The organism is Cyanobacteria bacterium FACHB-DQ100 (genome assembly GCA_014695195.1).
Classification (GTDB): domain Bacteria; phylum Cyanobacteriota; class Cyanobacteriia; order Leptolyngbyales; family Leptolyngbyaceae; genus Leptolyngbya.
Window position 1 is genome coordinate 180,392 of the sequence record JACJNW010000032.1, and the last position, 23,695, is coordinate 204,086.

Annotated in this window: 18 protein-coding genes and 1 pseudogene; 9 read left to right on the top strand and 10 right to left on the bottom strand. The window is 49.6% G+C overall.

Going from position 1 to position 23,695, the window contains the following annotated elements; genetic code table 11:
- Window positions 1-21: 21 nt before the first annotated feature.
- Window positions 22-855, top strand: a complete 834-nt coding sequence (locus tag H6F51_17945) for a retroviral-like aspartic protease family protein (GenBank protein MBD1824356.1) — start codon at window positions 22-24, stop codon at window positions 853-855.
- Window positions 856-952: 97 nt separating this feature from the next.
- Here H6F51_17945 and H6F51_17950 read toward each other — a convergent pair whose 3' ends face one another.
- Window positions 953-2,014 carry a mannose-1-phosphate guanylyltransferase gene (locus H6F51_17950; GenBank protein ID MBD1824357.1) on the bottom strand — a complete coding sequence of 354 codons (1,062 nt, stop codon included), beginning with the start codon at window positions 2,012-2,014 and terminating at the stop codon, window positions 953-955.
- 464 nt (window positions 2,015-2,478) lie between these two features.
- Between H6F51_17950 and H6F51_17955 the strand changes: the two genes are divergently transcribed.
- Complete coding sequence (locus H6F51_17955) at window positions 2,479-3,867, top strand: LCP family protein (protein ID MBD1824358.1); 1,389 nt, start codon at window positions 2,479-2,481, stop codon at window positions 3,865-3,867.
- Window positions 3,868-3,907: 40 nt separating this feature from the next.
- Window positions 3,908-4,429: a pentapeptide repeat-containing protein gene (locus H6F51_17960; GenBank protein ID MBD1824359.1), complete on the top strand. Its 522-nt coding sequence runs from the start codon at window positions 3,908-3,910 to the stop codon at window positions 4,427-4,429.
- Here H6F51_17960 and H6F51_17965 read toward each other — a convergent pair.
- Window positions 4,426-4,899 (bottom strand): hypothetical protein, encoded by a 474-nt coding sequence (locus H6F51_17965; GenBank protein MBD1824360.1) that lies wholly within the window; start codon window positions 4,897-4,899, stop codon window positions 4,426-4,428. The genes H6F51_17960 and H6F51_17965 overlap by 4 nt on opposite strands.
- A 5-nt stretch (window positions 4,900-4,904) precedes the next feature.
- On the bottom strand, window positions 4,905-6,056 hold the full coding sequence (locus tag H6F51_17970; protein ID MBD1824361.1) for a response regulator: 1,152 nt from the start codon (window positions 6,054-6,056) through the stop codon (window positions 4,905-4,907).
- 658 nt (window positions 6,057-6,714) lie between these two features.
- Between H6F51_17970 and H6F51_17975 the strand changes: the two genes are divergently transcribed.
- Entirely contained in the window at window positions 6,715-7,932 is a 1,218-nt protein-coding gene (locus tag H6F51_17975) for a geranylgeranyl reductase family protein (GenBank protein ID MBD1824362.1), read from the top strand.
- A gap of 642 nt (window positions 7,933-8,574) precedes the next feature.
- On the opposite strand, the gene H6F51_17980 is transcribed toward H6F51_17975, so the two are convergent.
- Window positions 8,575-10,410, bottom strand: coding sequence for a DUF1565 domain-containing protein (locus H6F51_17980; protein MBD1824363.1), 1,836 nt, complete (start codon window positions 10,408-10,410; stop codon window positions 8,575-8,577).
- Window positions 10,411-10,664: 254 nt separating this feature from the next.
- Here H6F51_17980 and H6F51_17985 point away from each other — a divergent pair, with 254 nt between their 5' ends.
- The 5 genes from H6F51_17985 to H6F51_18005 all read left to right on the top strand — a co-directional run bounded on the left by H6F51_17985 (window position 10,665) and on the right by H6F51_18005 (window position 16,065).
- Window positions 10,665-11,723: a thiamine phosphate synthase gene (locus tag H6F51_17985; protein MBD1824364.1), complete on the top strand. Its 1,059-nt coding sequence runs from the start codon at window positions 10,665-10,667 to the stop codon at window positions 11,721-11,723.
- A complete protein-coding gene (thiS, locus tag H6F51_17990; protein ID MBD1824365.1) occupies window positions 11,720-11,923 on the top strand; it encodes a thiamine biosynthesis protein ThiS in 204 nt (67 codons plus the stop codon). The genes H6F51_17985 and thiS overlap by 4 nt, the downstream gene beginning before the upstream one ends.
- Before the next feature lie 168 nt (window positions 11,924-12,091).
- Window positions 12,092-13,042 (top strand): DUF1517 domain-containing protein, encoded by a 951-nt coding sequence (locus H6F51_17995; GenBank protein MBD1824366.1) that lies wholly within the window; start codon window positions 12,092-12,094, stop codon window positions 13,040-13,042.
- A gap of 307 nt (window positions 13,043-13,349) precedes the next feature.
- Window positions 13,350-15,134: a GAF domain-containing protein gene (locus H6F51_18000; protein ID MBD1824367.1), complete on the top strand. Its 1,785-nt coding sequence runs from the start codon at window positions 13,350-13,352 to the stop codon at window positions 15,132-15,134.
- A 244-nt stretch (window positions 15,135-15,378) separates the two neighbouring features.
- Window positions 15,379-16,065 (top strand): hypothetical protein, encoded by a 687-nt coding sequence (locus H6F51_18005; GenBank protein ID MBD1824368.1) that lies wholly within the window; start codon window positions 15,379-15,381, stop codon window positions 16,063-16,065.
- Window positions 16,066-16,139: 74 nt separating this feature from the next.
- Here H6F51_18005 and H6F51_18010 read toward each other — a convergent pair whose 3' ends face one another.
- From H6F51_18010 to H6F51_18035, 6 genes and pseudogenes are all read right to left on the bottom strand, one after another.
- On the bottom strand, window positions 16,140-16,535 hold the full coding sequence (locus tag H6F51_18010; GenBank protein ID MBD1824369.1) for a helix-turn-helix transcriptional regulator: 396 nt from the start codon (window positions 16,533-16,535) through the stop codon (window positions 16,140-16,142).
- 143 nt (window positions 16,536-16,678) lie between these two features.
- Window positions 16,679-17,162, bottom strand: a pseudogene (locus H6F51_18015) (HPP family protein).
- Window positions 17,162-17,671 carry a DUF1622 domain-containing protein gene (locus tag H6F51_18020; GenBank protein ID MBD1824370.1) on the bottom strand — a complete coding sequence of 170 codons (510 nt, stop codon included), beginning with the start codon at window positions 17,669-17,671 and terminating at the stop codon, window positions 17,162-17,164. The pseudogene H6F51_18015 and the gene H6F51_18020 overlap by 1 nt, the downstream one beginning before the upstream one ends.
- A gap of 159 nt (window positions 17,672-17,830) precedes the next feature.
- Window positions 17,831-20,593 (bottom strand): SMC family ATPase, encoded by a 2,763-nt coding sequence (locus H6F51_18025; GenBank protein ID MBD1824371.1) that lies wholly within the window; start codon window positions 20,591-20,593, stop codon window positions 17,831-17,833.
- A gap of 462 nt (window positions 20,594-21,055) precedes the next feature.
- A complete protein-coding gene (gene crtH, locus H6F51_18030; GenBank protein MBD1824372.1) occupies window positions 21,056-22,558 on the bottom strand; it encodes a carotene isomerase in 1,503 nt (500 codons plus the stop codon).
- A 60-nt stretch (window positions 22,559-22,618) separates the two neighbouring features.
- Window positions 22,619-23,614 (bottom strand): aspartate carbamoyltransferase catalytic subunit, encoded by a 996-nt coding sequence (locus tag H6F51_18035; protein MBD1824373.1) that lies wholly within the window; start codon window positions 23,612-23,614, stop codon window positions 22,619-22,621.
- Window positions 23,615-23,695 lie beyond the last annotated feature (81 nt).

Here is a 23,695-nt window from a genome sequence, read left to right on the forward strand (position 1 = left end):
TGAGTCCTTGGAATTCTCAGTATGCTCAGAGTTGGTGTTTGGGTTGGGTCGGCGATCGTGTTCGCGGCGATTGCAGCGGGGTGTAGTCAGGAGCGATCGACGCAGCGAGTTTCTCCACAGGTTTCGTCTTCTCCGGTTCAAACGGTCGCCACTCCTGCGGCACCGACTGAAGATTTCTATCAAACGGCGCTCGATCGAGCGGCAAGTGCCCGCACGATCAGTCAATCGGCGCAGTCTCCGGAGGATTGGCAACTGGTTGCGAGTCGGTGGAAGAGTGCGATCGCAGCGCTCAAACAAGTGCCGAAATCTGATCCAAACCGCAAGCGAGCCAATCAAAAACTCTCTGAATTTCAGCAAGCCCTTTCAAGAACGGAAGATCGAGCGGCACGCACCGGAAAAGAAAAAATCGCCGCGCAAGATCCAGGCATTCGCATCGATCGCGCAATTTCAGCCGAGGAACTAAGCGCGATCGCAGCTCAAAAAGAGCAAGGGATTCGAGTCCCAATTAAGTATCGTAAGAATCGTATTCCTGTGATCGATGTGGTTTTTAACGGCAATCAACGCTATGAAATGATGGTTGATACGGGGGCATCCGCGACGATGATCACGGCGGAAATGGCGCGGCGATTGGGAGTTAGGGTCGTCGGTGAGGCTCAGGCGATGACCGCAGCAGGTGTGACGACGGTGAGAGTTGCGGTGGTGCAGTCGATCACCGTTGCAGGGAGTACGATTCGCGAGGTTCCGGTGTCGATCGGCCCGTTGGATGTGGGGTTACTCGGTCATGATTTCTTTGGCAATTGCGATATTTCGATTAGTCGGGATCATGTCGAATTTCGGCAGTGTAATGTGTTGTGATGCCCCTTGGGTGTGTTGCTCATGAGTTGCACATCAATTGATCGTTACCGGGATGTAGAGACGCGATTAATCGCGCCTCTATATCCATTGGGATTTTTTACAACAAATCCTGAAATTCCGATCGCGCCTGAATCGTTTTCAACACCGATTTAATTTCTTGCGTCCGGTCTTTTTTCACAATCAGCGTCACTTTGCCATCGCGAACGATCACTGTGTCTTCTAAACCGATCGTCACCACCACTTCATCATCATCTGAGGTATAAACGATCGCGCCACTGGTATCCAGCCCGACATGCTGCCCTAACTCCACATTTGGATTATCGGACTTCATTAAACGCTCGATCGCTCCCCAATCGCCCAAGTCATCCCAGCTAAAGCGCACTGGCAGCACACAAGCACAATCGGTCTTTTCCATCACTGCGTAATCGATGCTGAGTTTAGGAACGGTTGAATACGCCTCGATGCCTTTCTCTTCTAATAATTGAATGATTTCTGGGGCGTGTTTGTGCAGCTGATCAAGCATCACTTTTGCTTGAAATACGAACATGCCACCATTCCAGCTAAACCGTCCGCTACTGACAAATGCTTCTGCGGTCTCGCGATCGGGCTTTTCTGTGAAGCGATCGACTCGATAAGCAGGATAATCGTCATACACTCCAATCTTTTCACCCTGCTCAATGTAGCCATATCCCGTTGCTGCATGAGTTGGCGCAATTCCCAAAGTGACGATCGCTGCATTTTGGACGGCTGCATCTGTTGCGGCTTTTAGCGTCGCTTCAAAAATGTTTTGTTCTGCAATCCAGTGATCGGCTGGAAAAAATCCGGTTACAACATCCTCACCGTAGCGCTTTGCAACTTCGATCGTGCTCCATGCCACTGCCGGAGCCGTATCGCGCCCCTCTGGCTCTACTAGGATGTTTTCGATCGGCAAGTCGGGAAGCTGTTCACGCACCCCATCGGCTAAATGGGAAGCCGTCACGACCCAAAGATTGCTCCAATCGCCTGCGGTCGAAAGTAAGCGATCGGCGGTTGTTTGTAGAAGGCTGCGTCCGCTGCCATCTAGACAGAGAAACTGTTTTGGACGGTGTTTGCGGCTGAGGGGCCAAAAGCGCTCACCTTTTCCGCCAGCAAGGATAATCGGAACAAGAGATGGGGTCATATCGCGTCACACCATTGGGGTTAGAACAACGCTCAGATTTTAATCAATTCACGACTATTCGTATATCGTTGATTACTATCTTTGCGGACTCTTCTCATTCTTCCCCGATCGATCTAGGCGGATCAGCAATATTCAAGGTTTATCGTGGGAATCAGGCAGCTTGCCTGACTCTGAGAATGCTACTTCGGTTGGCAGATGCGAAAGATGCGGTTTTCTTTGACCCCAAATCGTGCAATTTTGATAGACAACACTAGCCGAATGTCGGAAGGGGAGTGTAGAATTCCCTGGAATGACCCAAGCCTGGTTGCTCAGAATTTCATCTACCGAGTGATAATTCAAGTGGTAATTAATTTACTTAGTTTGGCAGGAGAGAATATCTCCAAAAGCTGAAGAAAATTAGAAACTTTCTGGCTAGGATAACGACGAACAGCTTGGTAGAGCGTTTGAGCGAAGTTTTTTGAGGTGTGAACGGAGTGAAAGAGTCTAAGCGACCATCTACGCTAGATCCGTCTAGCGCGACTGAGAAATTGACCGCTCAATCTCGCCCTGCCGTCCCGATCTCGCCTGTGACCTCTCCTAAGCAGCCTGCGATCGCACGATCGCTCTTTTGGATTGCTGGATTTTTGGGAGCCGCGACGATTTCGGCAACGCTTGGAACCACCTTGGCGCTGATCGCCCCGCTTCCCGGTGTCGCTCCAGACCAGGGGCGAAGATTGCTCGGAGATTTTTGGAGCAGTGGGTTTCGGTACAAAGTGTCTCGTCCCGTGAATGTGTTGGTGATGGGGATCGATCGCGTGCTGGATGCTCCTGCGGGTTCAAGCGAAATCTTCTCCGGTCGAAGTGATACGATGCTGCTGCTCCGAGTTGATCCAACCGATGATTCGGTGAGTTTGCTGTCGATTCCACGGGATACTCAAGTTGAAATACTGGGCGTGGGAGTCACAAAGATCAATCAAGCCAACGCCAGCGGTGGGCCGCTTTTAGCGCGAGAAACCGTGAGTCAGGCGTTAAATGGAGTGCAGATCGATCGCTATGTCCGCGTCAGTACCGATGCGTTTCGCGAACTGGTCGATCTGCTTGGTGGAGTTGAAGTGTATGTGCCTGAAGCGATGCAGTACACCGACAACACGCAAAAGCTCAAAATTGATCTCAAACCCGGTTGGCAGACGCTAGACGGAGAAAAAGCAGAGCAGTTTGCTCGATTTCGGCATAACTCGATCGGCGATATTGGACGGGTACAGCGGCAGCAGGCATTAATCAAAGCGCTGCGATCGAAATTGACCAGCCCAATGGTTTTGCCGCGCATTCCCAGGTTGGTCAGCTTGATGCAGAAGTACATCGACACGAATCTGACGATGGAAGAGATGCTGGCGCTGGTGAATTTTGGGCAGAAGCTCGACAAAGATGATTTCAAGATGGTGCTGTTGCCGGGTCGGTTTAGCGCTCCGAATGAATTTCGTGCCAGCTATTGGATCATGGATACGCAGGGGCGCGATCGCGTGATGCAGGAATATTTCAAGTCTGCCGCAACGGAAACCGGACTGGAAGCTCCCTTAGCGAATCTCAAAATTGCCGTTCAGAATGCGTCCGGCGATCCGAAGGCTGGAACTCAGTTTGCTCAGTATCTTGAAACGCTTGGATATACGAATGTTTATCAGGCTCAGAATTGGCAAGACCCACAGCAGAAAACGCAAATTATCGTGCAGCGCGGCGATCTTCAGGGTGCGAAAGTGCTGCAAAGTGCGCTGGGATTTGGCAACGTTGAAGCCAATTCGACTGGGGAACTCGACTCGGATTTGACGATTCGGATTGGGGATGATTGGCAAGCTCAGCGATCGAAACTCCCGCAGTAAGCGTTAGGCTGATGGTAGCTCTTTCGTTCACGCTGGTCTGATGTTTCTTGTTCCAATTCCCCGCACGGTAAAGCGTATCGTTTACGCTCTGTTGATTGTTGCACTGGCTTGGTTTTGGATTTTGCTGGCGGCAAATCCGGCATTCGCTGAGACAAGGTTTCTCAACTATGCCAATGCTCAACTCACTGGACAGGATTTTTCCAACCAAAATTTTGAGGGCGGGGTGTTTGTTGCTGCCGAGATGCGGGAGGCAAATTTTCAGGGGGCAAACCTGAAAAATTCAATGCTGACCAAGGGAAATTTACTGGGTGCAAATCTGAGCGGCGCAAACTTGGAAGGATCGCTGATCGATCGCGTCACGCTTTACAAAGCGAATTTGACGAATGCGATTTTAGTCGGTGCAACGTTGACGAATAGCATTCTGGATGAGGCGGACATTACAGGGGTTGACTTTACCGATGCCATCCTCGATCGCTACACGACAACGCAATTGTGTAAACGTGCGGCTGGGACCAATCCCACAACCGGAGTAGACAGCCGCGAAAGTTTAGGCTGTCGCTAAGGTTTGATCAGGTGTAGCGCAATTTTCCCAACTAGGGCGATCGCTCCAATTAACACCGCCAGAATAACCCAAAGATAGCCGGGGCGATGCGTTCGCATCTCGATCGTCGTCGCCTTCGGGTCAGCAAGAAAGCGATCGAGGGATTCCCTCTGCTGCAATAGCTGCTGATTGTTGCTGATTGACCAATTGCGGGTGAGTGGAATTTGTTCGCCAGACTGGGTGACTAAAGCAAGTCGAATTTGATTAGATCGGCTCTGGATTGTGGTCGATCGCAGCCGGGATTTATCAAACTGCTGCGTTTCTAGCTTGCCGATGAGTGGTTCGCGGGTGAGTTCACAAACCACTCGATCGGATTGAGGACGAGCATTGAAATGAACCAGTTCACCGATCGAGTCGATAAAGTGCGCCCCCGCCCACAATAGACCCACGATCAAACCTACAGAAATGCCGAGAATCAAAACCTTGCTCATCGCACTCAAAGCGCCTCGAAAGGAAGCTCAACCACAAAAGTTGTCCAACCCGCTTCGCTTTTGACCGCGATCGTGCCCTGGAGTTGGTCAACCAATTTTTTCACCACCGCTAGTCCTAACCCTGTTCCACCTTTGAGCGCACGATCGCGACCCGGAACTCGGTAAAACTTGTCGAAAATTTGCGGTAGGCTCTGCGAGGGAATTTCGGCTTGATTGGCGATCGTAAATCTCAGCACGGTTCTCCGAGTTGAGCGGGCGATTTCATCCACTCGAAAGCAAATTTCGCCGCCGCTTTCGGTGTACTTACAAGCGTTGTTGAGCAGCTCCACCAAGATGCGTCGTAAGCTGATGCTATCGGCTACGATCGTGGGTAGCGTTTCTGGCAAATTGACTCTGAAGCGTTGCTGACCCTCGCGGCTTCGCACTCGAAACCCCTCGGTCGTTAAGCGCATCAGTTCCTTTAAGTTGAGCGGTTCTGCAGGAGATAATGCCTCACCCGCCTCTAGTCGATATAAGTCAAGCAGATTTTGAATCAGCTCCTCGCCTTGCTCACAGGCAGTCAGCGCAATTTCGGTATATTGCCCTCGATTTTCGGGCACGGCTTCCATCAGCTGCAGCGCCACTTTAATCGTGGTGAGTGGAGCGCGGAGATCGTGCGTAATCGTGTTGAGCAGATCGTTTTTTTGACTGTTGAGCTGTTGGAGCTGATCGACTTTCTTCTGAATTTCGACTTGGGCGCGATGGCGTTTGAGGCGCGCCGCGATCGTATCGAGCAATTCAACGCGCCGAAACGGTTTGACAAGATAGTCGTCGGCTCCCAAATTCATGCCGTGCCGAATTTCGGCTTTGTCCGCTTTTGCGGTGAGAAAGATGAACGGGATCATGGCGGTTTGGGGATCTTGCCGCAGGGCTTCTAGAACGTGGTAGCCGTCAAAATCGGGCATTTTAATGTCGCACAAGATCAGATCGGGCGATCGTTCTTTTGCCAGTTCTACGCCCATTCGTCCATTGTCTGCATTCAGCGAGTCGAATCCTCCAGAAGCCAAAATCTCAACAATATTGAGGCGCACGTCCCTTTCGTCTTCGATGACTAAAATCTGCATCAAATCTTCCCTTAGCGTCGGTTGCAGCGATTGAGGGTTATTCTTTCGAGTCATTGCACGGCTGACTAAATCTGAAGATAGATTTGCTGGAAAATTAGCGGTATTATACTAATCCGGTCATTTTTCTGGTAGGTATTACCTGTGCTGCTCATTAGATGAAACCGCTTTTTAGCGTTAGCCAAAACATTCTGTATAAGTGGAATGTCACCTTAAAAATTTCATCTTAAAGATGCTGTATCAGTTGCAGATACTCATGATCTTTCTAGCCAGAAACCTAGAATCCTGAAAGCTTCTACTGTTTTTTCATAAAAACATCGCTAAATTTACATCAATTTATTTGCACAAATTCAATACTTTTACTTCTGTGTAGAAAGGTTGTCCTTGAGATAGATCCGATTCTATCTCTAAAGCGGTTGCTTAATATAGCTTAAAGGTCATTATGTTGAGCACTACGAAGCTGATTCACGGTTGGGTTTCCGTATTAATTTGCTATTCAGAGCAATATTACTGGTTAGAAATCGATCCCTGGAATTACTGAGAAGTGATTGAGCAGGCTGAACAGCGATCGGGTTTGAGTTGTGAACGCTAAAACGACACCCCACTCCCCGACTGATTCAGGGTCGCCCCTACAGGAGTCAGAGTTGGCACGACATCCGCTACTGTAGGAAGCGATTTTCGATTAGGCTAGAAAGCGAAATTTTACCGATCGCTCATGCAAAATTACGATGTTATTGTTTGCGGTGCGGGCCCGTCTGGAACGATCTCGGCTGCAAAGTTGGCTCAAGCAGGATTGAAAGTAGCGCTGCTCGAAAAGCAGTTTTTACCGCGTCATAAGACTTGCGGTGGTGGAATGCCGATGGTGATGCAGGATCAACTGCAAGATTTGGCTCCGGAGGCGTTTGTGGAGTCGGATGTGACGATGATGCGGCACACCTGGAAGTTTGAGGATGCGTATTTGGGCTTGATGAATCCACGATCGACAGATGAGCGGTTGTCGTTGTGGATGGTGCAGCGCCCGATTTTTGATCAGGTTTTGGCGCAGAGAGCGCTGAAATTTGGAGCCGAGTTAAGGGATGGGATTGCGGTGCGATCGGTGGAGCCAGAATCGAATGGCGTGATCGTGAGAGCGCAAGGCTTTAAGACAGGCAGTGAATTTACCGCAAAGGCGCGATATGTGATCGGCGCAGATGGCGCAAACGGAGTCGTGGTGAAGGCAACACAGCTAAGGAAGAAGCCGACGATCGCGCTGGCGATGGAGATTGAGCATCCGCATCAATGGGGCGAGGGTCATGCGGATTTGCGTCCGGATATTGCTCATTTAGAATACGGGGCGGTAAAACGGGGCTATGCGTGGATTTTCCCGAAGGGTGATCATTTAAATATTGGGGCGGGTGCGTTTCGTCCGAATTCGCTGGACGCAAGGAGCGATCGTGCTTTACCCGCGCAGTTGAAGCAGACGATTTTTGAATATATGGATGCGCTGGGGGTGAAGTATGACCCGGATGCGCTGAAGTTTCATGCTCATCCGCTGCCGATTTGGGGTGGAAAAGAGCGACTGCATGAAGGACGAATTTTACTCGTTGGGGATGCGGCGGGGTTGATTAATCCCCTGTTTGGTGATGGAATTTTACACGCGGTGAAGAGTGGTGCGATCGCGGCAGATTCGATTATTGATGAGGCAACCGATGAGTACACGAATCGTATTCATGCGGAATTTGCGGCAAATTTCGATGCGGCGTTGAATTTGGCGCGGATTTTCTATCAGTGGACGGGGGCTTGCTACAAGTACGGTGTGAAGTATGACAAGGCGACGCGGTATGCAACGCAGCTTTTGTGCGGGGAGTTGTTGTTTACCGAGATGGCGGGTCGAGCGATGCGGCGACTGAAGCGATCGGTCGGGGAGAACTTCTTTCCAGCGTTTAATTGGTAGGACTGAAGAATTGCACTGTTTTAGTGCAACGGATCACTGAAATAGTGCAACGGATCGCTGAAATAGCGATCGCGTGAACTGTTTTAGCGATCGCGTGAACTGAAATAGCTCATCGATGAACTGAAATAGCGATCGCGTGAACTGAAATAGCTCATCGGATCACTGAAATAGCGATCGCGTGAACTGTTTTAGCGATCGCGTGAACTGAAACAGTGCAACGGATCACTGAAATAGCGATCGTGACCACTGGAATAGTGCATCAGATCACAATCGTCCGAAGTCCTAGTCGATTTCACGGAGTTCGATAAAAATTATCCGCTTCGTTGATTGCCTTTGCTAGCCCCCTAAATCCCCCACGAGTGGGGGACTTATACCGAATTAAACATAGAATGCGACAGATCATACTCAAAGTCCCCCAGAATGGGGGATTTAGGGGGCGAGAATCTGTCGCATCCACAAATCAATCTGGTATTAGAAAACAAAACTAAAATTGGGAGTTTTCCAACCTTCAAAGTCCCCCAGAATGGGGGATTTAGGGGGCAAGAAGCCGGTAAAACGAAGCAGGAAAACTCGTCGAACTGACGTTAGATGAGGAGACATCACCCGACTCAGCCGCAGCGAAAAACTCTCCCAGACCGATCGTTAAATCCCCTCGATCGCCGCCTGCAATCCCTGACTCATCAGCACTTGCAGCAGTTCATCTGCCTCGGTGCGATCGCGAAACGCACCCGCCTGCATCACATTCCGTCCCCGCAGCGAAAACGCACCCGGAACTACCGATCGCAATTGCGACTGTTCAATATCCGTATTCGCTCTCACAATCACCCGAAACCGAAACCCTAAACTCGCCGCTTGACTCACCACCGCTGCGCTCCGTGCTCCCCCTCCTCGCCAAACCCGCACCGTCGTTCCGCGTGTATTCCCGATCGGCGGTACAGCACGAGGCACAGGTAAGAGCCCTGCTGGAACAGCGCGCCGAGCCTGAAACGCAGAAGGCTGCGAGACCGGCGCTCGCGAGATGCTATTGATCTGGATTGGTGTCGCTGATCGAGGAAACGCTGATGCCGGCAGTAGAATGCTCTGCCCGACAGGGAGCGACGCACTTTGCCTCGGTTCAGTCGGACGCGGAAACGCCGATCGCGCGATCGGCAATGATGCAGATTGCCCAGAATCCATTGGGCGTGCAAACGTCGATCGCGCGATCGGCAGGGGTGCAAATTGTCCAGAATTCATTGGGCGTGGGAACGCCGATCGGGCAATTCGGCGCTGCACCACAGGAGTCGGATTGCTCATCGGAGCTGGAACCGGAATCTCAATCGCGCCTGAAGCCGAGGCGGAACGACTACGACCAACTGGAGATCTGGCATTAATGGTGATCGGAGTCAGACTGGTCAAAGGTCGCGCCTGTCCGAACCCAGTCGAAGACGCAATATTTGTTGTAATCGGTGGAGTGTTGTCAATTCCAGATAAATCCAACCGTCCGATCGTCCGGGCAGAGAGTTGATTTCCAAAGGCTGGAACCGTTTGCGTCGTCCTCTGAGCATTGACATCAAACTGACGATTACTCACAAACGTATTGTTACCCGGATCAGCCGAAGTACCCAAATCCGGACGAGACTGCGCGATCGAAACAATGCCATCGCGATCGTTACTGTCGATCACATTGTTTCGCAAAATCGGCTGAGCATTACCCTGAATCACAATGCCGTCTTTGTTCAGAGTAATCCGATTGCCGATCAGCCTCGGAGCCGCATTTTGAGAAATGTTTACGCCAAATCCAGTCCGTTCAAAAATGTTCTCTTGAAGCTCAGGGCGTGAAGTGCCATAAATTGTGATGCCGTTTGCACCATTTTGGTGGAAATAATTGTTTTTCAGAATCGGAGCGCTATTGCCTACGATCGAAGCGCCGTCATGACTGCTCCCGGCGAAAGTATTCGCCACAACCACCGGACTACTCGATTCTGTCCAAAGTCCATATCCTTGCGGGTTCGGATTGGTTACTGTAACTCCGGTTAAAGTCGCCCCATTCGCCCCCAAAATCGTGACATTCTGCCGCGCAAACGATCGACTCAAAAACATATCGCCGCCGCGAATCACCACATTCTGCCCCCGATCGCGGGGATCGCCCTGAACCGTGACGCTGGGTTTAAGCTGGATCGGGAAAACCTCCCCAGTTTCGACACTATAGACTCCAGGTAAGAGAACGATCGTCGAATTTGGAGCCGCACGATCGAGCGCCACCGTAATCGTTTTAAGCGGAGAATTCGCTTGACCCAACGCACTATCACTACCGATCGCGGGATTCACATAAATTACAGAGCCAGTCGATCGAATCATCTGATCAGGAATCGGATTTGCACTGGCAAGCGGTGCAGCGAGTCCCGATACACTAAAGACAGCAAATACCGAGAAAGCAAAACGGGGCTGAAAAGGGCGATTCACAGTTGTTCTCCTACATACGGCTTGTTCGGATAACATGGCGCACGCAAATGGATCGGTTACAGAGATTTCAGTCTACATAGGAAATCTAAATCGACCTCTGTAGAACTACTGGAACCTTGAGCAAGAGGCGATTTCTACGTAAATTACCACGCTGGGATGAAATTCTCTCAGTTAATCTACTGACAGATAGTTAAAGATTCTTTATAAAAGCGTTAGGTCTCGCACCCCTGATACGATAAACAATCAATAGGACTGATCGAATGGGCAATTCAGCGCAGTTTCAACCCCTTATGCAGCCAGCACTATACCGAATTTTAGATGCGAACCTCGATCGTGCCCGCGAAGGCTTACGGGTGATTGAGGAATGGTGTCGCTTTGGCTTAGAGGATGCCACGTTAACCGAACAGTGCAAAGACTGGCGGCAAGAACTCGCCCACTGGCATGAGTCAGAACTGCGTGCGGCTCGAAATACCCCGGATGATCCTGGCACCGACTTAACCCATCCCCAGGAAGCAGTCCGCACTAGCGTCGAACAAGTGCTACAAGTGAATTTTGCCCGCGTAGAAGAGGCACTTCGAGTGCTGGAAGAATATGGCAAAGTCTATCGATCGGAGATGGCAAGCGCGGTCAAACAAATGCGCTACCAAGTCTACACGCTCGAAAGCCATTTACTCTCGATCCAGCGCCGTCAGCAATTAGAATCTGCACGGCTATACCTCATCACCTCACCGACCGACGACCTACTCAGCACCGTAGAAGCAGCCCTACAAGGTGGACTATCCCTGGTGCAGTATCGCGATAAAGAAGCAGACGATTCTGTCCGGCTCAAGAATGCTCAAAAGTTACGCCAGTTGTGCCGGGAATATAACGCGCTATTTATCGTCAACGATCGCGTCGATCTGGCATTAGCCGTGGATGCTGACGGCGTTCACCTCGGACAAGACGACCTGCCGCTAGAGTGGGCACGCCAAATGCTCGGTCAACACAAAATTATTGGTCGATCGACCCACAGCCCAGAGCAATTAGAGCAAGCGATCGCGCAGGGAGCCGACTATGTTGGAGTCGGGCCTGTTTACGAAACGCCGACAAAAGCAGGCAGACCCGCAGCAGGCTTAGACTATGTGCGATACGCAGCCGCACACTGCTCGATTCCCTGGTATGCGATCGGTGGGATTGATACGCAAAATGTCTATGAAGTGTTAACCGCCGGAGCCGATCGCATTTCTGTGGTGCGGGCGATTATGCAAGCCGACCAGCCCACCTTTGCGACCCAGTTTTTTGTCGCCCAATTAGAGCAGAAACGCCGATTTCGGGCGCACACCACGCCCGATCCGTGGGGGGACGCATGATCACGCTACAAGTGAACGGAGAAACTCAAACCTGTGAGGCAGCTTTAACGCTGCCGAAATTTCTCGAATCGTTAGGGCTAAATCCCCGCTTAGTCGCGGTCGAATACAACGGCGAAATCCTGCATCGCCAGTTTTGGGACGAAACCGAAGTGAAAAACGGCGATCGGCTAGAGATCGTGACGATCGTCGGTGGCGGCTAACTTCTAGTACGGAAATCTCTCCTAAAACGTATCGCTTAGGACATTTGCAACCTCTATTGAAAGCGATACAGTAGATCTGTGAGCTTAAAACTCTGTAACAAAGAGTTAAGACAAGCCGGACGGCTGAACCTGACTTCTCTCCGTCTGGAAGCGATAGGGGAAAGATTTATGAAGATTTCAAAACGATTTAAAGCCTTACTCCGTCCGGTGATCGCACTGGCGCTAGTGATTACGCTGGCGTTTGGTCATGCGGATGGTGCGCTGGCAGCAAGCGGTGGACGGATTGGTGGCGGCTCATTTAGAGCGCCGGCTCGGAGCTATTCGCCTCCCAGCCGGACTTATTCTCCACCTGGAGGCGGTTACGGTGGTGGCTATTACCCCGGTGGCGGTGGGTTCTTCCCGTTTGTCTACTTCCCGTTCTTTGGCACTGGAGGCGGACTGGGTGGCGTGTTCTCGCTGTTCATTCTGATTTCGGTTGCAGGCTTCTTGGTCAACAGCTTCCGCCGCGCTAGCAGCGATGGCGAACTGGATTACGGCTCTTCGACCGTTTCGGTAGCGAAAGTCCAAGTCGGGCTGCTAGCTCAAGCACGGGAACTGAAAGCCGATCTCGATCGCATCGGTGAACGCGCCGATACGGAAACCTCGGAAGGCTTAGCTCAAGTGCTGCAAGAAGTAACGCTGGCTCTGTTACGTAATCCTCAGTATTGGGTGTACGGCATTGCCGAATCGAGCCAAGCTCGACTTGAAGCCGCAGGTGCAGAGTTCAATCGTCTGGCGTTATCTGAGCGCAGCAAGTTCAATGCAGAAACCCTCTCAAACGTAAACAATCAACTGAAACCTGCTTCATCGAGTGCGTTGACTGTTGCAGAAAAAGGTGGCGCATTATCAGAGACTTCCGGCGAGTACATTGTTGTAACACTGCTGGTGGGAACTCAAGGTAAGTTGCAGCTTCCACAGATTAATAGTGCTGAAGACCTGCGACGATCGTTGGGTCAGTTGGGTAGTGTTTCAAGCGATCAGCTTCTAGCTTTGGAAGTGCTATGGACTCCGCAAGCTGAAGGTGATGTTCTGACTCGCGATGATCTGTTGGCAGAGTATCCGAACTTAAAGATGGTTTAAGCCATTGAGAAAAGGGGCGAATCATTCGCCCCTTTTTTGTGTCAAAAATTTCTCCCTGTTTTGATACCGATTCAAAAACAAATTCCGCAGCGATCAATCGGGCGCAAAACTCATAAATCAAATTGGTATTACGATCTATTTAGAATTACAGACAGAGTAATCATCACATTAAGGGAACCTTCATAAAGTTCAGGTCGCCTGAAATCAGACTGATAATAAAGGAACACTTCCGACGGACGATGCTCAACACCCCGCAGTGTAATAGAGTCAATCGCTTCCTCTAAACCTGCCGCTTGCTCTCCCGGATATGCCTAGCTTCCAGAACCTGAGTCAAACTTCTTCCTGGATTGTGTTTAACCAAGTCGGAAGCTTGCTCCAACAGATGGTTGGATCAGATGCGATCGTATTGACAGAAGCCAATTTTCCTCAAATTGCCTCTCGCTTTGTTCTTGTAGCATCGCCCGACTTTAGCGCCTTGCTGCTAGGAGCACCCCTAGATTCAGAGCACTGTTGTCTAAAACTATCGTTTTCGCCTACTGAGATCGCCGACTTTCTCAGCACTTTAAGCCATCCGCCTACCTTTTCATTCGAGCTACAGGAAAACAACAGCGATCGCCAAAGTGAATTCGCACTAAAACTGATCGAACTGTTGTCCCATCCTGCACCGGATGCTGCAATGTTTCATCAAGTCGAGCAAGAACGCCTACTGAGCCAGGTCACGACTTTAATTCGGCACAGCTTAAATCTGCCTGTGATTCTCGAAACCGCAGTTCACCGAGTGCGCGATTTTCTGCAAGCCGACCGTGTAATCATTTATCAATTCAACTTTCCGGCTCCTTCTTGTGCAATTGATCCGATGACAAGCTCGATCGCTGACGGCATGATTCAGAAGCTGGATGGTATTACCTATGAGTCACGCAGTAACGACGCGATTGCTTCGATTCTGCATGTGATGAGTGAATATAGTGCTGCCAGTCTACAGCGTCTTCAGAAAACTCAGCACGAATCGATTACCTGGACAGTGAACGGACGTAAATCCTCAACAGTTGCCTCGTTGTTGGATCAGTTCTCACTCGATATGCAAGCGGAACTGGTCACTCCGATCGTTGTACAAGATGAGCTTTGGGGATTGCTGATCGTGCATCAGTGCCAACAGCCCCGTCAGTGGAACGATCGCGAAAAAGTCCTGCTTCAGCGCATCGCCGAACACCTCGCGATTGCCATTTATCAAGCAAAACTTTACAGCGAACTAGAAGAGCAGAAAGACACGCTAGAGCAGCAAGTTATCGATCGCACTCAAGAACTGAGAGATACTTTGATCGCTGCTCAATCTGCTAGCCGTGCTAAATCAGAATTTCTCGCTACGATGAGTCACGAACTACGCTCTCCCCTCACGACGATTATCGGCATGGCTTCAACGCTATTACGCTGCTATAACCAGGATGTCAGTTATACACTGGCTCCCCAAAAGCAGCGGGAATATCTCCAAACGATTCAAGATCGCGGCGAACATTTGCTGACACTTATCAACGACATTCTCGATTTGTCAGAAGTACAAGCGGGGAGAATGTTTCTGCAAATTCAACGATTTTCCCTCGCTGACCTGGCTCAGCAAACCATTCAACTGCTGCGGGATAAAGCCGATGCGAAACAGGTAGAACTATCGCTAGAACTGCTGCCACAACGATCTCAAAGTGCCATAGAGCGATCACAAGACTTTCTATTTCAAGCTGATCCACAGCGAGTCCAGCAAATTTGCCTCAATTTGCTCAACAATGCGATTAAGTTCACTCCAGCGCAAGGTCGCGTCACGATGCGCGTCAGAATTAGCCGAGAAGCCGCAGTCTTACAAGTCGAAGACACGGGAATTGGCATTCCTAGCCATCAGCGATCGTTTCTGTTTCAGAAGTTTCAGCAGTTAGATGCGTCATATGACCGCAAGTATGAAGGAACGGGGTTAGGACTCGCGCTCACCAAGCAATTAGTCGAGCTACACGGAGGTTCGATCGAAGTTGAATCGACGGTTGGGGTTGGCTCAAAGTTTACCGTGTACTTACCGATGCAGGTACTTTCGGCGATCGAGCATAGCTGAAAATGATCCGCTATTTGGGGAGCGATCGGATTGTTCAGGATTGATTTTCTAGAGGAAGTCACTAGACTGAATTGTAAGGTGCAAGGTCTAGAATTATTGATTTTTTCCCACCTGCTCGAATCTCCGGCTTCAGACAGGTTTTTTGTTAATGCGAAATAACCATGTTCAGCTCAAGGAACTTAACTTCTAGCTGCAAAGTCAATCAAGACATCGCCGCTAGATTCAGACTTGAAGGACAAAAATCATGTTGAACCTGAAAAAACTACAGTCCGGGACTGCACTTGCCCTGACATTAGGTGTAACAGCAACCGGAGCTGCCCCGATCGTCTTGGCAAAAGACGCGGTTGCTGCCCCTGCTTCCATGCAGATTGCTCAGCTTTTTCCCTCGCAACCCCGCTCTACGGGAGCAGTTCGCATCCCCGCCAATACTACTCTGCGCCTAGCTTACCGCGATGCTGAAAAAATTCTGGTTGCCCCTAATGAGCGTCTTCCCATTACCCTAACGATCCCCAACAACGTTCGCACCTCGAATGGAGCGCTGCTCATTCCCGCAGGTAGCCAAGTCAAAGGCGAATTCCAGCCCGCCAGCGGTGGAACGCGCTTTGTCGCCAATACGCTGGTCTTGACCAACGGCACTCAACTCGCACTCGATGCCCAAACCGATGTGATCAGCCGGACTGAAGAGATTCGACGCGGAGTCAGCACCGATGCCATCCTCAAAGGAGCCGCGATCGGGTCTGGTGCGGCGGCGATTATTTCCGCTGTCAGTGGAAATCGTCGGGTTTCCCTGGGTAAGGTTTTAATCGGAACAGGCGCAGGTGCATTAGGCGGCTTGATCTTCGGACGCAACACAAATCAGGTCATTTCGGTTAATTCTCAAAGCGATCTAAATCTCCGCCTTAACTCATCGCTAGCGCTTAATCCGCTTTAACTGGATTTAACGTATTAGAACGCATTAGACTGTCCGCCGCCCCTGCGATCGGCGGACAATTGTTTTTGAGAAACTTAAACCACGGGGGTTGGCTCTGGAGTTGAGCGATCGGCAGGAGCGAGTCCCATATGCTCCCACCAGAGCTTTGCCAAGTCTTCTGCTTTAGACCGAGCTTCCGGGCGCAGGTGATACATTCGGCGCGGACGACCCCGCTTTTCTAGTTTTTTCCAGTAGCTTGTGATCAGGGCTTGTTTTTCCAGAAACCGCAGCGAATTTTGCAGAATCGTGTCTGACAGCCGATAGTTGGGGTAGTCCTGCTGTAGCTGTTGTACCAGTTCTGTCCCATAGGACTCAGAGCGAACTAGCACCGACATCAAATAGCAAACTGTGAGTTCTTGATTGAGAAAGACCGGCTGCGGGGTTTGAAAAAATTGATAAATTCCCTCGAAAGTTAAGCGTTGAGCATTCATCATAGAGAATCACCGTCTAAGTTAGGGCAAGCTATTCCTAATGATAGATGTGAATTACAAAAAAAGACTGATGAAAATTTGTTCTGTCGATCGTAACTTCTAATACCAAATTTCTTTCGTTACCGATCAAAGCGAGCAATCAATCACAACGCAACTCGCTCTAGCCCCACCAATACCGCAGTGATCCCTACTGCTAAGGCAAACAAAACGAGGTTATTTTCGCCGCCTGCTCTGAGAGCAAAGCTGAGCGAAGTAGCAACCGCAGGAGGATGAACAACATCTAGATCATCAACACGATCGTCAGAATCATCGCGCTTCCGGCGGCGAAATACCCTGCTCCCAACCACCAAAACGTCAGCCAACCGATCACGGCTGACATAATTTGCGCTGAAACCAAAGTTCGGACGGAGTTTGTTCCATGCTGCGGATCGAGATAAATCAAAAACGCACTTGCAGCTAAAGAAGCAAACAATAGGCGTTGCCGACTCAGCACTTCAACCAGAGCTAGGACACGCTCAATACAACGACGGTTGGAGCCGTTGCCAGCAAGAGTTCCCCTTTAATTCCCAATCTGCGCCGCATTGTGCGATTTGCACCTTCGATCGGCTTTAAGCTTTTTCGACTCATCACACTCTCGGTTGTGCAGGTTGCTCGGACATCCGATTTTGTTCGCCTTGCTGGATTTCGCGCTCTAGGAAATGGTTCAACAGGGTTCGCAACAGCACGATCGCACCCAAATTTAGAATGTCTTGACGAGTTGGAGCAACCGCAGTACGAAGAATGTCGCTCGCAACCGTAAACTCTAATCCCAGCGCCAGAACTCGCCCCAATTGTAGGCGAATCCCTTCGGTGGCATCCAAATGTTGCCTCCGAGAAAACACTTGCCGCCCATAGCTCACGATGCCACGAAGCACCGCCGCTCCGATTACAAATGCTGCCGCCATTTCCGCCCCGGCGGCTAAGTAACTCACAAGCAACTTCAGCCAAGCCTCCAACGGACTGCTTTCTGTCGTTTCTGAGCTAGTCTGTCCTGCATTGAGGCTGAGCAAGAGTACGAGACCTAAAATCAGAGTGAGCGGTAACACCAGAGACGCGATCGTGTCTCTGGACGAATCTGGTTTTCTTTCCCAGTTCATAGAGGTTCGTCCTTGAGCGGCAGTTTAGCGCTACGTTAGCGTAAGCAGCCCGGTGCAAAATTGCTTCTCTCTTAGGATTGTTTATTGCAGGTGTGATCGTGGCAGAATACCTACCGGATTTGCGATCGTAGGCTGCCTATCTCGCAAGCCTCTTCAATCTCAGCCGCTAAATTCTCGCTCAACGAGGATTACGTTTTCTGTGACTTTCTCGAAGGTGTCATCGTGGCTAATCACAAACAGTTGACGGAAGGATTTGATGTTACCGATCGCTTCGGCTAAGCTTTCTCGTCTGGGTCGATCCATGTTTGTAGTGGGTTCATCAAAGAAAGCAATGTCGATGTCTGCCAGTACCTTTAACAGGGCTAAACGCACGGCTAAAGCGGCACACATCTGCTCACCGCCAGATAGATTGATGAATCTGCGGGAATGTGCGCCTTCTTGCACCATGATTTCATAATCGCGTGTCCATTGCAGGGCAACATTCGGACGGTTGAGCAATTCTCTAAACAAGCGATCGGCTTCATGAGAAATTGTTTGCACATAGCGTTCTGTGATTCTAGGTGCGGCTTCTTTGTAGGATTTTCGCGCAAACTTGATAAATCGTTCAGTCTTTTGTTTTTGCTTGAGTTGGGCTTGGGCTTCGGTTCGCTTTTGCTGAATGGCTTGTAGGCGAGATAGCCTGGTTTCGCATTCTTCTAGGCGCTTGGTTTCGATCGGGAGTGTTGTGCTAAGTGAGATTTTTTGACGGTTGGCTTCTTCGTACTCAGCATTAATCTGTTTAACTTGCTCTGGATCGTAGCTTTCTTCTAGCCGTGCTTTTTGATTGGTTAATGTTTGAAGTTGTGATTGATATTGATTTAACTGTGCGATCGCTTCTTCTAGCTGTGCTTTTCGGTCTTTGAAACTGTTTGCGGATTGCTGGTGAGCTAGATAAAGCTGATAGTCTTCTCTGTAGCGATCGCGTAAGTTCTGCTGTTCCTGAATTTGATCGGCTAAGTTCTCAAAAGTCTTTAACTCCAAGTCGATCGCGGTGATTGCGTCTTGCCCGTTTTTCAGTTCTGATTGGACTTGAGTAAGTTCAGCATCCAGACCTGCTAAAGCTTTTAGATCGCGTGTGAGATACCGACTACGATCGCGGGGATTGTCTAGTGCTTGTAGTTGTGCTGTAATTTCAGCGAGTTTTGCTGTGAGTTCGGGTTCTGTGAGCAGTTGGGATTGATGTTCAGCAATCAGCGATCGGAGTTCTGCAACTTCCGCAGCAAGTCTTTCTTCTTGATCAAACTTCGCGTCTAGACTGCGATACTGTGTTTCTTGATCGCGAACCGTTTTAAGCTGAGTTTGAGTTTCTTTGAGTAATTGTTTTAAGCGATCGACCACTAGCTGCTGGGATAAATCATCTAAGATTTCTTGAAGATCCTGCATCAAAAGATGATTGAGCTTTGAGCTATGGGCGATCGTGGTTAACACTGTTTCAAGCTGAGATTGCCAAAGCGGTGTTGCTTGTTGCAGTTCTTTTAATGTTACGGTTGCCGCTCGAATGTGTTGGGTTTGAATGTTCTCGCGCTTCTGGGCTTGTGAGATAATTTGGCGCAAGTCTGCCTCGAATTGAGTAGCAGCTTCGATGCGGCTGAGTTGTTGTTGATAGCGCTGCTGTTGTTCCTCAAGCTGAGGAATTTGTTTGACGATCGCGCCTAATCCCTCTAATCGCTCGATTTCATCGCTCAGTTGTTTTTGATTCTGCTGAAGTTGCACTAGCCGCTTTTCATCGCGCTGCATAGTTTGCTTCCAGCTTTGACAGGCCTGGAGTTGCTGATTGAGTTGGGTTTGCTGTTGCTCTAGTTCAGATTGTTGCTGGATTAATGGTTCTAATTGCTTGAGATCCGCTTCGATTTGCGATCGACGCTCACCTTTTTGAGTTAAAACCGCTAACTTGGATTGATAGGCACTGAAAGATTCAATTCGCGTTTGGCGATCGCGCAATAGTTTCTCTTGCTGAGTCCGACTTTGATCGAATGCTTGCAAAGCTTGGTCAGCTTGCATATAAGTTTGATAACTCTCACGGCGCTCTGTACAGATAGCAACCGATTTTTCCGCCGTCTCTAGTTCTAGCTTCAATCGCTGGACATTTAGTTCCTCAGCCCGCATTCGACTGGCGATCGCTTCTAAATTAGCAGTAAGTTGCTGAACCTGAGCCGCGATCACACTGTACTGCTCTTGATCTGCTTTGAGCCGATCGTATTGCTGCTCCCAATGCTTCAGGTCAATTTGAATCTGCGCGATCGTCTGGCTAAGCGCTTCTTTCTGCTGACTCAGTTCATCCCATTCTTGCAGGGATTCCTCATACTGCTGGATATCACGCTCTAACTTCTCAGATTGAGCTTTGGCAAACTTTTCTAAGTCGCCTAACTCTTTATAGACTTTCTTGTACTCTTCAACCTTCAGAATCGGATCAAAGACCTTCTTGCGCTCCTCTGCGGTCTTGAGAAAATCAACTGTAAACGTGCCTTGCGGAACCCCGATCGTATTGCGAAACAGATCGGATAAATTTGTCCCTATTGGCACTCCCAAATGTTCTCTCAGCCAGGGAAGGACATCTTCTTTTTTGGTGTAATTGAGCTTTTCGCCCAGTTCCGGATCATAAATGGTGTAGCTCGATCGCGTACAGCGACTTACATCATAGGTGCGCTGATCCCGGCTCGAAACAAAGCTTACCCGCACTTGGGCACTATTGGAGCCATTGCGAATCAAATCATCTTTGGTGTACGCGCCCGTATAGTCAAACAATACCCACGCGACCGCTTCGAGAATGCTCGTCTTGCCTGCACCATTCTCACCACAAATCGCATTTGTCCCCGGCTGAAACGAAAAGGAGCGATCGCTGTGAAACTTGAAGTTTTTAAGACTAACCGAGAGTATTTCCATACACTGATTCGGGGCGCAGATCAGATGTTCTGATCTTAAATCGGAATGGAACTGATTCTAGCGTCGATCGTCTCATCTGAGAAAAAAGAAATCCTCACAGCAATGCTCATCAAATCTCCGATCGCTGTTGTCATACCAAATTAATTTTTGAGTGCTACAGATCTTGGAAGCCCCCTAAATCCCCCACGAGTGGGGGACTTCAAGCCAAATCTGTTTCGGATTCTCAAAGTCCCCCAGTATGGGGGATTTAGGGGGCGAAGGATCTGTCGCATTAACAAATTGATTCGGTATCACGGCAGCGAATCGATTTCTTCCTATTTTTATTCAGCAAAGTTCCGATTTCTCTAGAAACAGTAAGCTGCTTTAAATGGATTTCAGCGTATGTGCAGATTGCGGCGGAGGGGTGCGATCGTATGAACGTCTTTGCTCCCCCTCAACCGCTTAGTCTTACCCCGTAAGCTGCTACAGTCCTAAATCCACTGCAATCCGATGGGCACAGGCAAATCCTGAAAACGCTACCGCATTCAAACCCTGTCCAGGAAAGGTACTATCACCCACGCAGTAAAGATGAGGAACCGCAGTCCGATTAAACGGCATTCCCAATAATCCCAGCAGTTTGCGCGAGGGAATCGGGCCATACGTGCCATTGTCACGCCCCAGATAGCGGCGATGGCTTCTCGGTGTCCCAACTTCCTCAAAATCTAAACCACGATCGAGATCCGGAATAATCTGTGTTAAACGATCGATTAAGCGATCGGCAGCTTTCTCTTTCTTCTCGGCGTATTCGCTCGGAGACAAGTTCTCCCATTCCTGCATCCAGCTAGGGGTAAAGGTATGAACAATGTGATGTCCTTCTGGTGCCAAACTCGGATCAAGCAGCGTCGGAATCGAGACGAAAATCGTTCCTTGTTCTGCTTCCATATCCTCCCAATTCTCTAGCAAGATGTGATGACATTCGATTCCAGCAGGTAATGATTCAGCCTTGACTCCAAGATGCAAACTCAAAAAACTTGGGGATTGCTGATAGCGTTTTTGCCATTTTTTCTCAGAGGTTGGCTTCTGCGTTTCGGGAAGTAATTTCTCAAACGTATCCCAGCGTGTTGCATTAGAAACAATCCGCTTTGCTCGGAATGTTTCCCCGGAGGCTAACTTAACCCCCACCGCGCGATCGTTTTCAGTGACGATTTCCGTCACTCTTGCTTTGTACTTGATGTGACTTCCAGCCTTCTCTAATCCTTCGACTAATTTTTGTGCAATCTGCCCGACACCGCCTTTCGGATAGTTGATGCCGCCGTAATGTCGATCGCTAAATACCATCCCCGCATTGATCATCGGAGTACGATCGGCAGGCACAACCGACCAGATATAACATTCCGCATCAATAAATTTCAGCAATTGCGGATCGTGAATATACCGACGGGCAATATCTCCAGCATTCTGCGGCAAATATTTCACTAAGCCCAAACAAGCAAAGGGATGTTGGAAAAACACTCGCGTCAGATATCGCGGTTCTTCTAATGACAGCAGCTCCATCGCATTCAGGCAATTAAATACCTTCCAGCACTCATCATAGAATTGCCGAATTCCCTTTTCTTCGTGTGGAAAGTAGGCGATCAATTCGTGCAAAAACTTCTCGTAATCGCGATGAACTTTCAGATCCAATCCATCCGGCAAGTGATAGTGAACCTGAACCGGATCGGGAATCGTTTCGATCGACATTCCCACGCCATCCAAAGCGCGGGTGAGTAAATTCGTCGTTCCCTTGTCCCCAAACCCAAAAATCATTGATGCCCCGACATCAAAGCGGTAGCCTTCCTCACGATCGAAATAGCCTGCACTGCCTCCAGGAATCAGATACCGCTCTAAAACTAAGACGCTGGCTCCTTTTGCCGCGAGCTGAGTGGCTGTCACCAAGCCGCCAATGCCTGACCCAATTACAATCACATCGTAGTCGGTAGAATTCATGAAACCCGCGATCGCTCAACAGTTCTCAGTGTATCCAGATTCGGTCACAATTCGGCAGCTTTAACCGACCTTACCGCCGCCCATGAGATAGAGCAGTGCCATTCGCACAGCGACTCCGCTCGTCACCTGTTGAGAAATTAAACTCAAAACCGGATCATCCATCAAGTCCGAGCTAATCTCGACCCCACGATTTACGGGGCCTGGATGTAAAACTCTCACCTCTGGCTTACACAACTTCAGGCGATCTCGAGTGATCCCAAACTGCTGATGATACTCCCGCAGACTCGGCAGCAAATGACTGGTCATCCGTTCTTTCTGCAATCTCAGCGTCATGACAAAATCCGCATCAATCAGAGCAGGTTCTAACGTCCAATGAATGAACAACTGACGCGAAATTTCCGGGTTACTGTCTTTCACAAACGCTGCAAATGCTTTTGGTAACAAGGTCGGAGGTGCAGCTAAATGCACTTCTGCACCACTTGCTGTCAAGCTCCAAATATTCGATCGCGCTACTCGCGAATGCAAAATATCTCCCACGATCGCGACTTTCTTTCCAGTTAATAACGTCGAGCGCGGCTTCTCCACATCAATCAGCGAACAGATTGTAAACAAATCTAGCAACGCCTGCGAGGGATGCTCATGCTGTCCGTCGCCTGCGTTTAACACGCCAACTTTCACGTTTAAGCGATCCATCTCATCGGCGATCGCCTGCGGTACTCCTGCTTCTTTATGCCGAATCACCATCATGTCCGTTCCCATTGCTAGATACGTTTTCGCCGTATCCAGAATGGTTTCGCCTTTTGTAATTGAAGAAGTGCTGGCTGCAAAATTTAATGTATCGGCAGATAATCTTTTTGCCGCAAGCTCAAAACTACTGCGGGTGCGGGTTGAGGGTTCAAAGAACAAATTTGCTACCACTTGCCCTTGCAGGGTCGGGACTTTTTTAGTGCGGCGCGTTAATACTTCTCGAAAACTGCTCGCCGTTTGCAGAACGGTATCATATTCCGCAGGCGAGAAATCAGCCAGCGAGAGAACGTGACGACGATTCCAACTCATATATCGCAGTAACTGAGGGCGTGAACTCACTATTCATACCGCAAAACGTTCCGCTCAGCACGGCTTGATCGAGATAGAGTT